The 14500-nt window shown below is 67.6% G+C and carries 9 protein-coding genes; 7 read left to right on the forward strand and 2 right to left on the reverse strand.

Annotation, left to right across the window (positions count from 1 at the left end; genetic code table 11):
• Positions 1–265 precede the first annotated feature (265 nt).
• Genes ACO6VK_RS17215 through ACO6VK_RS17240 form a run of 6 tightly spaced genes read left to right on the forward strand, consistent with a single transcriptional unit; the run spans position 266 to position 8949 of the window.
• On the forward strand, positions 266–1870 hold the full coding sequence (locus tag ACO6VK_RS17215; protein ID WP_422509248.1) for a glucoamylase family protein: 1605 nt from the start codon (positions 266–268) through the stop codon (positions 1868–1870).
• Positions 1871–1903: 33 nt separating this feature from the next.
• Complete coding sequence (locus ACO6VK_RS17220; protein ID WP_422509261.1) at positions 1904–3172, forward strand: sugar ABC transporter substrate-binding protein; 1269 nt, start codon at positions 1904–1906, stop codon at positions 3170–3172.
• Complete coding sequence (locus ACO6VK_RS17225) at positions 3169–4050, forward strand: carbohydrate ABC transporter permease (RefSeq protein WP_017357394.1); 882 nt, start codon at positions 3169–3171, stop codon at positions 4048–4050. The genes ACO6VK_RS17220 and ACO6VK_RS17225 overlap by 4 nt, the downstream gene beginning before the upstream one ends.
• Positions 4047–4883 (forward strand): carbohydrate ABC transporter permease, encoded by an 837-nt coding sequence (locus ACO6VK_RS17230; RefSeq protein WP_017357393.1) that lies wholly within the window; start codon positions 4047–4049, stop codon positions 4881–4883. The genes ACO6VK_RS17225 and ACO6VK_RS17230 overlap by 4 nt, the downstream gene beginning before the upstream one ends.
• The gene (locus ACO6VK_RS17235; protein ID WP_422509251.1) at positions 4880–8056 is read left to right on the forward strand and encodes a discoidin domain-containing protein; all 3177 of its coding nucleotides are present in this window, start codon (positions 4880–4882) and stop codon (positions 8054–8056) included. Before ACO6VK_RS17230 ends, ACO6VK_RS17235 begins: the two co-directional genes overlap by 4 nt.
• Positions 8056–8949, forward strand: a complete 894-nt coding sequence (locus tag ACO6VK_RS17240) for an endonuclease/exonuclease/phosphatase family protein (protein WP_422509253.1) — start codon at positions 8056–8058, stop codon at positions 8947–8949. Before ACO6VK_RS17235 ends, ACO6VK_RS17240 begins: the two co-directional genes overlap by 1 nt.
• Before the next feature lie 21 nt (positions 8950–8970).
• Here the strand turns inward: ACO6VK_RS17240 and ACO6VK_RS17245 are convergent, their stop codons facing one another.
• Complete coding sequence (locus ACO6VK_RS17245) at positions 8971–9387, reverse strand: hypothetical protein (RefSeq protein ID WP_422509255.1); 417 nt, start codon at positions 9385–9387, stop codon at positions 8971–8973.
• Positions 9388–9476: 89 nt separating this feature from the next.
• Positions 9477–12917, reverse strand: coding sequence for a ribonuclease E (rne, locus tag ACO6VK_RS17250; RefSeq protein WP_422509257.1), 3441 nt, complete (start codon positions 12915–12917; stop codon positions 9477–9479).
• Between the two features lie 403 nt (positions 12918–13320).
• On the opposite strand from rne, the gene ACO6VK_RS17255 reads away from it, so the two are divergent.
• Complete coding sequence (locus ACO6VK_RS17255; protein ID WP_422509259.1) at positions 13321–14298, forward strand: RluA family pseudouridine synthase; 978 nt, start codon at positions 13321–13323, stop codon at positions 14296–14298.
• The last annotated feature ends 202 nt before the right edge of the window (positions 14299–14500 follow it).

Below are 14500 nucleotides of genomic sequence, written 5' to 3' on the forward strand. Positions count from 1 at the left end.
TCCCTCCTCACGCCCCCCCGCCCCCCTTACCCTTTCCCCCCCCCCCCTTGGCAGCACCGCCGGCCGGCTCTGGCCGACCGGCGGACTGCACAGGCGCTTGCCCGTCGGCGATCGGCAAGCGCGTGTGCGGTAGCTATCCCGCGTTGCCTGGCACAGGCTGGATCCGCCCTCGACATGCGGATTTTTTTTGGGTCAGGTCTGTAAACGATTTCAATCTGGTTGAGGCTATGCTCTCCAGCACGAACATGCGAAAAGGTGGTGGTCGATGAATGCACGTCGGGTGGTGACGCTGACTTTGCTGTCCGCAGCGATCGTCGGCTGCCAGAAGGCGCCGGAACAACCGGCCAAGCCCAAGCCTCCGGTCATTCTGGTGGAGGCCGATGCGCCGCCGCGTCCGATGAAGCCCGAACTGCCGCCGCTGTTCGATGACATCGAGCGCCGCACCTTCCAGTTTTTCTGGGACACCACCAACGAAGTCAACGGGCTCAGCCCGGACCGCTTCCCGTCGCGCCCGTTCGCCAGCATCGCCTCGGTGGGCTACGCGCTGACCGCCTATCCGATCGGCATCGAGAACGGCTGGGTCAGCCGCACCCAGGCGGTGGACCGCACCCTGTTGACGCTGAAGTTCTTCCGCGACCTGCCGATGGGCCCGCAGCGCACCGGCAAGGGCGGTTACAAGGGTTTCTACTACCACTTCCTGGACATGCAGCAGGGCCGCCGGTACGACAGCTGGGTCGAGCTGTCCAGCGTGGATACCGCACTGCTGATGATGGGCGTGCTGTTCGCACAGTCCTACTACAGCGGCGACGACCCGCGCGAGAAAGAGATCCGCGACATCGCCGAAACGCTGTACAAGCGCGTGGACTGGGCGTGGCTGCAGCAGCGTGCGCCGCTGATCTCGATGGGCTGGTTCCCCGAGAGCGGCTTCATCGACCACGACTGGATGGGCTACAACGAGGCGATGATGGTCTACATCCTCGCACTCGGTTCGCCGACCCATCCGGTCAGCCCGGACGCATGGACGGTGTGGACGCGCACCTACGACAACGACTGGGGCGTCTACCAGGGCCAGGAATACCTGTCCTTCGGTCCGCTGTTCGGCCACCAGTACACGCATGTGTGGGTGGACTTCCGCGACATCCAGGACGCCTACATGCGCGAGCGGGGCAGTACCTACTTCCTCAACAGCCGGTCGGCCGCGCTGGCCCAGCGCGAGTACGCCATCGCCAACCCGATGAACTGGAAGGACTACGGCGAGAACGTGTGGGGCCTGACCGCCAGCGATGGCCCGCAGAACACCACGCAGGAGTATCGCGGTGAGCAGCGCCAGTTCCGCCACTATTCTTCGCGCGGCGCCGGCCTGCGCGAGAACTTCGACGACGGCACCATCGCGCCGACCGCGGCGATCGCCTCGATCGTGTTCGCGCCCGAGGAAGTGATCCCGGCCACCGAAGAGATGCACAAGCGCTACGGCGACTACATCTACTCCAGCTACGGCTTCCTGGATTCGTTCAATCCCAGCTTCAGCTACGACATCCCGATCAAGACCGGGCGCCTGGTGCCGGACCGTGGCTGGGTGGCCAGCGATTACATCGGCATCGACCAGGGGCCGATCCTGACCATGATCGCCAACTACCGGAATGATTTCGTCTGGGACGTAATGAAGAAGAATCCGCACATCCGCAAGGGCCTGGAGCGCGCCGGTTTCAGTGGCGGCTGGCTGACCCCGGAAGGCGAGGCGGCTCCGATGGAGCTGCAGAAGGACGAGAAAGCGGCGTCGGCACGGTCGGTCGGCATCGCCGAATCGCGCGCGGCCGCGGCGCAGGAACAGAAGAACAACACCAACCGCAACCAGCCTCAAGGGAAGTAAGCAGTGCCATTGTCGTCGCGCCCAACGCTGGGTCTGAGTCTGTTGCTGCTGCTGGTCGGCAGCCTGTTGTTGAGTGCCTGCCGGAAAGAGCCGGAAGGTGTCACCGTGCGTTTCTGGGCGATGGGCCGCGAGGCCGAAGTCGTGACCGGGCTGATCCGCGAGTTCGAGGCGGAGAACCCGGGCATCCATGTCGATGTGCAGAATATTCCGTGGACGGCGGCGCATGAAAAGCTGCTGACCGCCTTCGCCGCCGATGGGCTGCCGGACGTGTGCCAGCTCGGCAACACCTGGATTCCCGAGTTCGCCGAGCTCAACACGCTGACCCCGCTGCAGCCGTATGTGGCGCAGTCCAAGGTGGTGGACCCGGCCGATTATTTCCAGGGCATCTGGGACACCAACGTCATCCATGACGAACTGGTGGGCGTGCCGTGGTACGTCGATACCCGTCTGCTGTACTACCGCAAGGATCTGCTGGCCAAGGCCGGCTTCGACCATCCGCCGCGGACGTGGGCCGAATGGAACACGATGATGGCGGCCATCAAGACGATGCAGGGCGCCAACCGCTACGCCGTGCTGATGCCGATCAACGAGTTCGAGCAGCAGTTGTCGCTGGCGCTGCAGCAGCCGGACCCGCTGCTGCGCGACAACGATACCCGCGGCAACTTCCGCAGCCCCGGCTTCCGCCGCACGCTGGCGTTCTACGAGAACATGTTCGCCCAGGGCTGGGCGCCGCGCATGTCCGAAACCCAGATCTCCAATGTCTGGGACGAGTTCTTCCGCGGGTTCAACGTGTTCTACGTTTCGGGCCCCTGGAACATCCGTGAGTTCAAGAAGCTGCAGCCGGCGGCGCTGGAAGGCCAGTGGGGCACCGCCGCACTGCCCGGACCGGACGGCCCGGGCGCCGGCATCGCCGGCGGCACCAGCCTGGTGATCTTCCGCTCCTCGCAGCAGAAGGAAGCGTCCTGGAAGCTGATCGAGTTCCTGTCGCGCCCGCAGATCCAGCAGCGTTTCCATTCCATCATCGGCGACCTGCCGCCGCGCCGCAGCGCGTGGGAGTATCCCTCGCTGGCCAACGATCCGCTGGCACAGCCGTTCCGCGACCAGCTTGAGCGGGTCAAGCCGACCCCGAAGGTGCTGGAGTGGGAGCGGATCGCGCAGGAAATGCGCATCACCACCGAGCAGGTGGTGCGCGGTGGACTCAATCAGGATGCGGCCGTGACCGAACTGGACAATCGCGTGGACAAGATCCTCGCCAAACGACGCTGGATTGAAGAGCAGAAGCAGCAGGAGGCCCGCCCATGAAGCAGCGTTCGCTTGCCGGCTGGATGTTCGCCGGCCCGGCCATCCTGGTGATCGGCGTGTTCTTCGGCCTGCCGGTGCTGTCGGCGCTGGCGCTGAGCATCACCGACTTCGATTTGTACTCGCTGTCGGACAGCGCCAACCTGCGGTTCGTCGGGCTGGGCAACTACATCGATCTGCTGCAGACCCCGATGTTCTGGAAGTCGCTGTGGAACACCACCTACTTCGTGATCGTGGGCGTGCCGCTGTCCATCGGCGTATCGCTGGGCGCGGCGATGCTGCTCAACGCGCCGGCGGCCCGTTTCAAGGCCCTGTTCCGTACCGCGCTGTTTGCCCCGGTGGTGACCACCCTGGTGGCGGTGGCGGTGATCTGGCGTTACCTGTTCCACACCAGCTACGGCCTGGTGAACTATGGTCTGGGGCACCTGGGGATCAGCCCGATCGACTGGCTTGGCGATCCCAACTGGGCGATGCCGACCATCATGCTGTTCGCCGTGTGGAAGAACTTCGGCTACAACATGGTGATCTTCCTGGCCGGCCTGCAGGCGATCCCGCACGACCTGTACGAGGCCGCCCGCATCGACGGTGCCTCGCGCTGGAAGCAGTTCCTGCACATCACCCTGCCGATGCTCGGCCCGGTGCTGCTGGTGGTCGGCGTGATTACCGTGTCCGGCTACTTCCAGCTGTTCGCCGAACCGTACGTGATGACCCGCGGCGACCCACTGCAGAGCACCGTGAGCGTGTTGTATTTCATGTTTGAAGAGGGCTTCAAGTGGTGGAACCTGGGACGCGCCTCCGCGGTGGCGTTCCTGCTGTTCCTGATCATCCTGGCGGTGACCACGTTGATGCTGCGTTTCGGCCGCAAGAGGCAGTTGGTATGAGTCGTGAAATCGGTCAGTCGCGCTGGCATGCGTGGTGGGTCAACGGTGGCCTGACGGTGCTGGCGCTGGTCAGCCTGGCGCCGTTGCTGTGGATGCTGTCGGTGTCGTTCATGCCGACCGGCGAGGCGGCGCACTTCCCGCCGCCGCTGCTGCCGTCCTCGGTGACCACCGCGAACTACCATGAGCTGTTTGCGCGTACCGGCATGGGCAACAACTTCGTCAACAGCCTGCTGGTGTCGCTGGCGATCACCCTGGGCTCGCTGCTGCTCAACACGATGGCCGGTTATGCCTTCGCCAAGCTGCGCTTCGTCGGCCGCGAGCGCATCTTCCAGCTGCTGCTGGCCGCGCTGGTGATCCCGGCGCAGGTGGCGATGCTGCCGCTGTTCCTGCTGATGAAGCAGCTGGGTCTGGTCAACAACTTCGGCGGCGTGATCGTGCCGGCGCTGGCCACCGTGTTCGGCATCTTCCTGGTCCGCCAGTACGCCCGGTCGATTCCGGACGAGCTGCTGGAAGCGGCGCGCATCGACGGGGCAGGGGAGCTGCGCATCTTCTTCCAGATCGTGCTGCCGATGCTCAAGCCGGTGCTGGTGACGCTGTCGATCTTCACCTTCATGGGGTCGTGGAACGACTTCATGTGGCCGTTGATCGTGCTGACCGACCAGGAGCATTACACTTTGCCGGTCGCCCTGGCCACGCTCTCGCGCGAACACATCATGGACGTGGAAATGATGATGGCCGGCGCGGTGGTCACGGTGGTTCCGGTGCTGGCACTGTTCCTGGTGCTGCAGCGCTATTACATCCAAGGTCTGCTGCTGGGGAGTGTCAAAGGGTGAAGCGAGTCGTCGTCGCGGTGGGTCTGGGTCTGGTCTGGTCACTGGCGGCCGGGGCCGCACCGCCGGCGACGCCGGCCGCGCCACGGGTACTGGATGGCTTCGACGACATGTCGCCGTGGAAGCTGGTGCTGTCCGACCAGGTCAGCGGTTCGCTGCGCAGCGTCGCCGGCCTCGGCGGCGGGCGCGCGCTGTGCCTGGACTACGACTTCCATGACGTCTCCGGCTATGTCGGCATCCGCCGCGAGCTGGCGGTGGAATGGCCGGGCAACTACCAGGTCGGTTTCCAGCTGCGCGGCGATTCGCCGTCCAACGATCTGCAGTTCAAGCTGATCGATGCCAGCGGCGACAACGTGTGGTGGGTCAACCGCCCCGGCTTCGTGTTCCCCAAGGCCTGGACCGGCGTGCAGTACCGCAGGCGCCATATCGACAAGGCCTGGGGGCCGGGCACGGACAAGACGCTGACCCGCAGCGCCGCCGTGGAGTTCACCATCTACAGCAAGGTCGGCGGCAAGGGCACGGTGTGCTTCGACCGGCTCACCCTGCAGGCGCTGCCGCCGGAAGACACCAGCGCGCTGACGCCGTCGGTGATCGCCGATACCGCCACCGCGCTGCAGAACCGCATCGTCGATGGCAAGCCGGACACGGTGTGGATCAGTGGCGGGGTCGCCGAGCAGACCATCAGCCTGGACCTTCACAAGGTCCGCGAGTTCGGCGGCGCGGTGATCCAGTGGTTGCCGGGGCTGGAAGCGACCCGCTACACCGTGCGTTCGTCCGAGGACGGACGCAGCTGGAAGACGCTGCGCGAGATCACCGCCGGGGGCGGCGGCCGCGACTGGCTGGCGCTGCCGGAAACCGAAGCGCGCTACCTGCGCTTCGACCTCAAGGGCGGCCCGAACTGGCGCTACGGCATCCGCGATATCGTGTTGAAGCCGCTGGATTTCGCCGACACCCCCAATGATTTCATCCACTCGGTCGGTTCGGACCTGCCGCGTGGCTCGGTACCGCGTGGCTTCACCGGCGAGCAGCCCTACTGGACCCTGCTGGGGCTGGATGGCGGCCGCGAGCAGGCGCTGATCGGCGAAGACGGCGCGCTGGAAGTGGCCAAGTCCAGCTTCAGCGTCGAACCGTTCGTGCTGGTGGACAACAAGCTGCTCACCTGGGCCGACGTGAAGAGCCGTCAATCGCTGCAGGACGGCTATCTGCCGATCGCCAGCGTCGACTGGGCACACGACAAGGCCGCGCTGCAGGTGACCGGTTTCGTGCAGGGGCGCGCGGACAACGCGCAGCTGATCGGCCGCTATACCCTGCGCAATCCGGACAAGGTGGCCCACGAATACACGCTGGCCCTGGCCGTGCGTCCGTGGCAGGTCAATCCGCCGACCCAGTTCCTCAACACCGTGGGCGGATTCAGCCGCATCGATGCGCTCGCAGTGGACCCGACCCATATCGACGTCAACGGCGCGCCGCGCATCCATGCCGTGCAGCCGGCAGATGCGGCCTTCGCCACCGCCTTCGACAGCAAGCTGGAGGTGATGCACCTGGCCAGCGGCAAACTTCCGGAGACCCGCGAGGTCAAGGACAGCACGGGGCTGGCCTCCGGCGCGCTGCTGTACCGCTGGAAGCTGGCCCCGGGCGAAACCCGCGAGGTCGCCCTGGTTCTGCCGCAGACCGGCGCCTGGACCATGCCCAAGGGCTTCGACGCCGGCAAGGCCCAGCAGCAGGTGGCCTCGATGTGGCGCACCCGGCTGGACCAGGTGAAGCTGCAGGTGCCCGACGCCGGCAAGCCGCTGGTGGATACCCTGCGCACCGCGCTGGCGCACATGCTGATCTCGCGCATCGGGCCCAGCCTGCAGCCGGGCACGCGCTCGTACTCGCGCAGCTGGATCCGCGACGGCGCGATGATTTCCGAGGGACTGCTGCGCATGGGCCGCAACGACGCCGTGCGTGACTACGTGAGCTGGTACGCGCCGTACCAGTTCGACAACGGCAAGGTGCCGTGCTGCGTGGATGCGCGCGGCAGCGACCCGGTGCCGGAGAATGACAGCCACGGCGAGCTGATCTTCAACATCGCCGAGTACTGGCGCTACACCGGCGACACCGCGTTCCTGGAGCAGATGTGGCCGCACGTGCAGGGCGCGTTCAACTACATGGAACAGCTGCGCCTGAGCGAGCGCACCGAAGAGAACCGGGCGCGCAATCCGGCCTTCTACGGGATGATGCCGGCCTCGATCAGCCACGAAGGCTATTCGGCCAAGCCGATGCACTCGTACTGGGACAACTTCTGGGCACTGCGCGGCTACAAGGATGCGGCGATCATCGCCACGGCGCTGGGCAAGGCCGAAGCGCTGCAGATGAGCGAATCGCGCGACCAGTTCCGTGACGATCTGCAGGCCTCGCTGCAGGCTGCGGTGGCGCTGCACAAGATCGACTACCTGCCGGGCTCGGCCGAACTGGGCGACTTCGACGCCACCTCCACCACCATCGCGCTGGCGCCGGGCGGTGAGCAGGGGCGCCTGCCGCAGCCGTACCTGGACAACACCTTCGAGCGCTACTGGGCCCAGTTCGTGGAACGCCGCGACGGCAAGCGCGAGTGGAAGGACTACACCCCGTACGAGTGGCGCAATGTCGCCGCGTTCGTGCGCCTGGGCTGGCGCGACCGCGCCTGGCAGGCGACCGGGTTCTTCTTCAACGATCGCGCCCCGCAGGCCTGGAACCAGTGGGCCGAAGTGGTGTCGCACACGCCGCGCAAGCCGTTCTTCGTCGGCGACCTGCCGCATGCCTGGGTTGCCTCGGACTTCGTGCGTTCGGCGCTGGACATGTTTGCCTACAACCGCGACCTCGACGACAGCCTGGTGCTGGCGGCCGGCGTGCCGGTGCGCTGGCTGGAAGGCAAGGGCATCGCCGTGCAGGGCCTGCGCACGCCCAACGGCCAGTTGAACTACGCGTTGAGCCGCAGCGAGAAGCAGCTGACGCTGACCGTGTCGGCCGGCGTGGTGGCCCCGCCCGGTGGCGTGGTGCTGCCGTGGCCGTACAGCGGCGAACCCGGCGAGACCACCGTCAATGGCGAACCGGCCCAGTGGGAAGGCAAGGAGCTGCGGGTGATGCAGCTGCCGGCCACCGTCCAGATCGAGATTCCGGCGGCGGTACGCCGGGCAGAACGCAAGGCACCGTGATGATGCACCTGTTGAACCGATGGGGCCGCTGCGGCGGCCGTTACCTCGCTGCGTGCCTGTTGGCGACGCTGGCACTGGCCGGCGCGGCGGCGGCGGGGCCTGCCGAGGCGCCGCCGCCAGGCATGACAATGGTGACGTTCAACCTGCACCACGATCGCGAAGACTGGCCGGCGCGCCGCGAGGTGATCCTGCGCGAACTGAAGGCGCTGCGTCCGGATGCGATCGCGCTGCAGGAAGTGATCCAGAAGCCGAAGGTGCGCAACCAGGCGCAGTGGCTGGCACGCAAACTGGGGTACGACTACCAGTTCGTCTCCACCGACCCGCCGGGTGCATCCAAGCGCTACGGCAATGCACTGCTGACCGCGCGCCCGGTGCTGGCACGCAACGACCACCTGCTGGCGCCGCTCACCGACTACCGCACCGTGGCGCACCTGCGCATCGCCGTCGACGGCCAGCCGGTGAACGTGTACGCCACCCACCTCAACGAGCGCTCGGACGACAGCGGCAGCCGCATCCGTGGCGAGCAGGTGGCCGATCTGCTGGCCTTCATCGCCGCCACCTCGGATGACGCACCGGTGGTGATTGCCGGCGACTTCAACGCGCTGGTCGATGCGGGCGATCTGAGCGCGCTGCGCAACCACTACGGCGACAGCTACGGCAGCGTGCACGTCAATGACCTCGCGGCGGTCAGCACGCTCAACCGGCACTACTACCAGGCGCCTTCGCGGATCGACCACATCTTCTTCCAGCAGGATCGCCTGATCGCACGCGAAGCCCGGCTGCTGTTCGACCAGCCTTACGCGGAAGGCCGCTGGGCATCGGACCATTACGGCGTGTGGACACGCCTGCAGTTCGCGCCGCCCTCGGCTGCGCCGGCCGCCACCGCGCCCTGACCGCGCGCCACGCGGCAGGCCCTACGGAATGGCCTGCTCGCTGGTCTTTTCCCACACCCGGCCATCGCGGGTCCGCCAGGTTCCGCCGGTCGCGCAGCAGCCGCCGGCGCCCAGGGCCATGCGCCCCAGCACAGCGACCACGCTGCCGTCTTCCTGCCGCAGCGACTGCCGCTGGCACGCGGTGAAGAACGGGTAGGGGGCCGGCGCCAGCACCTCGGTCAACGACAGCGTCTGGCCGCTGCCGCGCACAACCTCGAACACCTTGCAGTCCTGGACCAGCAGTTCCACCGGTGTGCCGCCGAGCGTGCCGCGGAACCGGTGTTCGGGCGGTGCATCGCGCACCGCGATGGCGGCATCACTGAGCGGTGCCGGCGCAGGCTGACAGGCACACAGTGCCAGCAGCAGGACGCACGCGGGCAGGGGAGCAGGTCGGCGCATGGGCCGAGCATGCCATAACCCCTGGTTCCCAAACGCAGACAGCGGCCCGAAGGCCGCTGTCTGTTTTTACGCGTGCCGCTGGATCGGGATCAGGCCTTGTCGGTCTTTTCCGGGCCCTGCTTGTCGGCGGCATCGGTCTGCGCGACATCGGTGGGGATGTCCTCGCGGGCCTCGGCCTGCGCTGCCTGTGCGGCCGCATCGGTGCTGGCCGGGACATCGCTGGTGGCGGAGCCGAACAGCTGGCCGTTCTGCACTACCGGCGCTGCCGGTGCCGCTTCAACGCGGGCCACCGGAGCGGCCTCCACCTTCTCGACGGCCGCCGGCACCGGGTCCACGGCATCCAGCATGCTGGTCTGCACCGGACGGACGGGCTCGGCGGTCTCGCTGCGGGTCACGACCGGCGCGGCGTCCACCACCGGGGCGGCCGGTGCGGTGTCAGCAGGGCTGTCCACGGCGGCCGGGGCCTCGACGACGGTCGGCGCGGCGACCGGCGCGGCGACCGGTGCAACAACGGCCGGTGCCTCGGCAACCACCGGGGTCACGACGGGCGCTTCCACGACGGGCGCTTCCACCACCGGTGCCGGTGCAACCACCGGGGTCGGCGCGACGGAGGCCTCGGCAACGGGTGCCTGCACCGGTGCAGCGACCGGGGCTTCGTCACGCACCGGCTGGACCGGTGCGGGCGTGGCGACCACGGCCGGGGCCGGCGTCGGCGATTCCACGAACGGCACGCGGTCGGTGTACGACGGCGCGGCGGCTTCCTCGGCCGGCGCGGCCTCGGTGTGGCCGGCGGTCACCACCGGGCTGCTGATCGCGGCGACCGGCGCGGCGGCGGCGACGGCAGCGACCGGGGCCGGTGCCTGGACCGGAGCCGGAGCAGCCGCGGGGGCCGGTGCCGGGCGCGGGGCCTGGACCGGTGCCGCAGCGTTCGGCGCGGTGCCGTTTTCATCGTCGAAGTCGAACTCCGGCTGCGGCTGGCCGTTGGCGGCGGCCGGACGCTCGGCCTGGGCGGTGTCAGTACCGTCCTGGTCGCCGTCCTGCTCGTCGCCGTCGTCGTCCAGACCGCCGTCATCGTTCAGGCCATCACTGCCTGCAGCCTGCTCGCCATTGCCACGACGGCGGCGACGGCCACCGCGACGGCCGCGACGACGGCGCGAGCCGCCTTCGCCATTGGCATCATCGCCATTGCCGGCGGCATCGTTCTGCTCTGCGGCATCGCCTGCGGCCAGTGCCTGCTCGGTTGCAGCCGATGCTGCGGCCAGCGCCGCATCGTCCTGCACCGGCGAGGTCACGACGGTGGCGTCGGCAACGGTCACGGCGGCGGCGGCAACCACGGCGGCATCGGCAACCGGCGCGGCGGTGTTGACCGGCTTCGGTGCGTCGGCCTGCGGCTGACGGGCGGCCTTTTCCTCGCCCTGCTGCGGCTTGGGCTGCTGCGGCTGCTTGGGCTGCTTCAGCTTGGGCTGCTGCTGCTCGTTGCGCGGCTGCTTGGGCTGCTGCTCACCGCGCGGCTTGCCCTGGCCCGGGGCCTGGACCTGCGCGGCAGCGCCGGCGGCCGGGGCCACGTCCTGGCGACGCTCGTCACGGCGCTCGTTCTTCGGGCCGCGCTCACCGCGCTCACCGCGGTCTTCACGACGGTCCTTGCCGCGTGCCTGGGCCTGGCCGTTCGCTGCGGCAGTGCCGCCGCGCTCGCCACGCTCATCGCGACGGCCGTTGCGGTCCTTGCCGTTGCGGTCCTTGTTGCGGTTGGTGCGGTTGCCATCCTGGGCCGGGCGGTTGCCCGGCTGCGGGGCGGCGGCCGGTGCCGGTTCGCCACCGAAGATGCGCTTGAGCCAACCGACCACGCCGGTGGCTGCCGGTGCGGCGACCGGGGCCGGAGCAACCGGTGCCGGCGCGACGACCGGTTCCGGGGCTTCGCGCACCGGTGCCGGCTGGCTGTGCTTGACCTGGGTCACCACCGGGGCGACCGGGATGTTCAGCTGCGCCTTGGTCAGGGCATGCACCGGCAGCTTGCGCGGGGTGCCGCGCTGGTAGCTCGGCTTGCCGCTTTCCTCGCCCAGCTCGTTCTCGCGCAGGCGGGTCACTTCGTAGTGCGGGGTGTGCAGCTGCTCGTCGGCGACGATCACGATCGGCGCGTCATGGCGCTGTTCGATCTCACGCAGCGCGCTGCGCTTCTCGTTGAGCAGGTAGTTGGCGATCTCGACCGGGGCCTGGACCAGCACCTGCCCGGTGTTTTCCTTCATCGCATGCTCTTCGGCAACGCGGATGATCGACAGCGACAGCGACTCGACGCTGCGCATGCGGCCGTGGCCGTCGCAGCGCGGGCAGACGATCTGGCTGGATTCGCCCAGGCTCGGGCGCAGGCGCTGGCGGCTCATTTCCATCAGGCCAAAGCGCGAGATGCGGCCCAGCTGCACGCGCGCACGGTCGTACTTGAGCGCGTTCTGCAGGCGGTTCTCGACTTCGCGCTGGTGCTTGTTGGAGGCCATGTCGATGAAGTCGATGACCACCAGGCCACCCAGGTCGCGCAGGCGCAGCTGGCGGGCCACTTCCTCGGCGGCTTCCAGGTTGGTCTGGAACGCGGTGTCCTCGATGTCGCTGCCCTTGGTGGCGCGCGAGGAGTTCACGTCGATGGCGGTCAGGGCTTCGGTCTGGTCGACCACGATCGAGCCACCCGACGGCAGGCGCACGTTGCGTTCATACGCGCCTTCGATCTGCGATTCGATCTGGAAGCGGTTGAACAGCGGGATGTCGTCCTTGTAATGCTTCAGCTTGCGCAGGGTCTGCGGCATCACCTGCTGCATGAACTCGCGGGCGGTCTCGTAGAGCTCCTCGGTGTCCACCAGGATCTCGCCGACATCGGCGCGCAGGTAGTCGCGCAGGGCGCGCACGATCAGGCGCGATTCCTGGTAGATCAGGAACGGGGCCGGCTTGGTCAGCGCCGCTTCGGCGATGGCCTTCCAGACCTGGAGCAGGTAGTCCAGATCCCACTGCAGCTCTTCGGCATCGCGGCCGACGCCGGCGGTGCGGATGATCACGCCCATGTCGTCGGGGATGTTCAGCTTGTCCAGCGCGTCCTTCAGGGCAGCGCGGTCTTCGCCTTCGATCCGGCGCGAGACGCCGCCGGCGCTGGGCGAGTTGGGCATCAGCACCATGTAGCGGCCGGCCAGGGAGATGAACGTGGTCAGGGCGGCGCCCTTGTTGCCACGCTCTTCCTTGTCCACCTGGACAACCACTTCCTGGCCTTCACGCAGCAGTTCGCGGATGCCGGCCTTGTTGTGGTCCACGCCCGCCTGGAAGTAATCGCGGGAGATTTCCTTCAGTGGCAGGAAGCCGTGGCGGTCCGCGCCGTACTCGACGAAGGCCGCTTCCAGCGACGGCTCAAGGCGCGTGATACGGCCTTTGTAGATGTTCGACTTCTTCTGTTCCTTGGACGGCTGTTCGATGTCGATGTCGTACAGCGTCTGGCCATCCACGATGGCTACCCGCAGCTCTTCGGCCTGCGTGGCATTGATCAGCATTCGCTTCATACTTGCGTTCCTCGCGCGCTGCTACCGCGCGGAACGCCATGGGGTTTCGCTTCTGGTCACGCTTCGACGCCCATCGCGCATGCGCGGGGAGGGCGGCTTGGGCTTCCAGCGCTACGACACCACGGCAGGCCGCGGGAGCGCTTCATTTGTTTTGGTTTGGGTGTTTCTGGGCCGGAGGCAGCTTTCAGCCAGGCTGGAGCGCCACAGGGACATGTTCAGCGCAGATGCTTGTCAGGCATCCGGCGATGGCCGGGACCGCCGGTGAGCCGCTAACATGGCCGCCCCGGGGGCGGTGGCTGCGCACTGTGCCGGAATCGCGGGAAGTCGGGCTTCTGGCCCAGAACAACTTCCAACGAAATCAATCCCTTATCTCGCCCGCCGAGTGTAACAGAATAAAAGGCCAATGACCGTTACCGAGCCCACCCCCAAAGCCGCTGAAGCCATGACCAGCGTACGTATGATCTCTGTCCCGGCCGACCGCGCCGGGCAACGCCTGGACAACTTCCTGCTCGGCCAGCTCAAGGGTGCACCGCGCAGCCTGATCTACAAGCTGGTGCGCAGTGGTCAGGTCCGGGTCAATGGCGGCCGCGCCAAGGCCGAGCGCAAGCTTGAAGCCGGTGACGAGGTGAGGGTGCCGCCCGTCCGTCTCACCGAGGAAGGAGACAAGGCAGGCCCGCCCGCTGCCTTCATGAAGCGCCTGGAAGACGCCATCGTCTATGAAGACGAGCGCCTGCTGGCGCTGAACAAGCCGTCGGGCGTGGCCAGCCACGGCGGCAGCGGGATCAGTTTCGGTGCGATCGAGACGCTGCGCGCCCTGCGCCCGGGCAAGACGCTGGAGCTGGTGCACCGGCTGGACCGGGACACCTCCGGGCTGCTGATCGTGGCCAAGAAGCGCTCGGCGCTGAGCGAACTGCAGGCACTGTTGCGTGAGGACCACGGCGCGGGCATCCGCAAGCGCTACCTGACGCTGCTGGTGGGGCGCATGCCCGACGGCACGATGACGGTGGACGCGCCGCTGCACGTGGGCCTGCGCCAGGGCGGCGAGCGGCATGTGCAGGTCAATCCGATCGGCAAGGAGTCGATCAGCCACTTCAAGGTGCTGGAGCGCAAGGGTGGCCACTCGTACTGCGAGGTGCGCATCGAAACCGGGCGCACCCACCAGATCCGCGTGCACGCCCAGCATCTGGGGCATCCGGTGGCCGGTGACGACAAGTACGGCGATCCGGACGTCAACAAGCGGCTTCGTGAGCAGATCGGGCTGAAACGCCTGTTCCTGCACGCCGCCTCGCTGGAGTTCGCGCTGGACAACGGCAAGACCCCGTACCTGCTCAATGCGCCGCTGGCGGACGAGTTGACCGAGGTGCTGAACCGGCTGCGCTAGGGCGTAGCGCCGGCCGTCCGACGGTACGTCGGTGGCCACGGAAGATCAGGGTGCGAGGGTGTGCCGTTGATGTCCGGTGACCGCCCGCACCGTGTCGGGGGTCGGTGGCGGTGGGCTTGCGGGGCCGGGGGGGGGGGGGGGGGGGGGGAAAAAAAAAAACCGTGAGGTAGAGTGGGGCGGGGACAAGAAAGGAAAGAAAGAA

The sequence above is a fragment of the Stenotrophomonas sp. GZD-301 genome (genome assembly GCF_049310345.1).
Classification (GTDB): domain Bacteria; phylum Pseudomonadota; class Gammaproteobacteria; order Xanthomonadales; family Xanthomonadaceae; genus Stenotrophomonas.